This is a genomic window from Acinetobacter sp. SWAC5, from assembly GCF_003419885.1.
In the GTDB taxonomy this organism is placed as follows: domain Bacteria; phylum Pseudomonadota; class Gammaproteobacteria; order Pseudomonadales; family Moraxellaceae; genus Acinetobacter; species Acinetobacter cumulans.
The window spans coordinates 1-902 of the sequence record NZ_QUWR01000071.1 but is presented as its reverse complement, the minus strand read 5'-3'; the positions used below and the strand labels follow the sequence as shown (position 1 = coordinate 902).

Sequence of the window (902 nt, the reverse complement as noted above, 5' to 3'; positions counted from 1 at the left end):
CAATTAAAAACTCTTCTTGAACGCCTTGAAGGTCCAATTGAAATCGTTGCCACTTTAAATGGCTCTGACAAATCAGACAAAATCAAAGAATTGGTTGAAGAAGTTGCTGCATTATCAAACTTAGTGACTGCTCGTTTCGATGGCACAAACAAACGTGCGCCTAGCTTCGGTATTGCAAAAGCAGGTGAAGAGCCGCGTGTATTCTTTGCGGGCCTTCCTATGGGCCATGAGTTCACATCACTGATCTTGGCATTGCTACAAACTTCAGGTTATGCACCAAAAGTATCTGATGAAGTATTGGCTTCAATCAAAGGCTTAGGTATTAAATCAGATTTCGATGTATTCGTATCTTTAAGCTGCCATAACTGCCCAGACGTGGTTCAAGCACTTAACTTGATCGCAATCTACAACCCAGGCACAACTGCAACCATGATTGATGGTGCATTCTTCCAAGACGAAGTTGAAGAACGCAAAATCATGGCAGTTCCAATGGTGTTCCAAGACAACAACCATATTGGTCAAGGCCGTATGACCTTGGAAGAAATCATTGCCAAATTAGACACTGATTCTGATGCGAAAGAAGCAGCGAAAATCAATGAAAAAGACGCATTTGATGTTCTTGTGATTGGCGGTGGCCCTGCAGGTAATACTTCTGCAATCTATGCTGCACGTAAAGGCATTAAAACAGGTATCGTTGCTGAGCGCATGGGCGGTCAGGTGATGGATACAATGGACATCGAAAACTTCACGTCTATTCAAAAGACCCAAGGTCCTAAGTTTGCAGCTGAAATGGAAGCGCATGTTCGTGAATACGGCGTAGATATTATGAATCTACAACGTGTTGCAGACATCAAAGGTGCTGAACAAACGGCAAATGGTTTGGTTGAAGTGACTTTAGAAAA

Annotated in this window: 1 protein-coding gene; it reads left to right on the top strand. The window is 42.7% G+C overall.

What is annotated here, in order from left to right:
- A partial coding sequence (locus DYI81_RS17850; RefSeq protein ID WP_171356383.1) for a thioredoxin family protein occupies nucleotides 1–902 on the top strand: 902 nt, incomplete at both ends.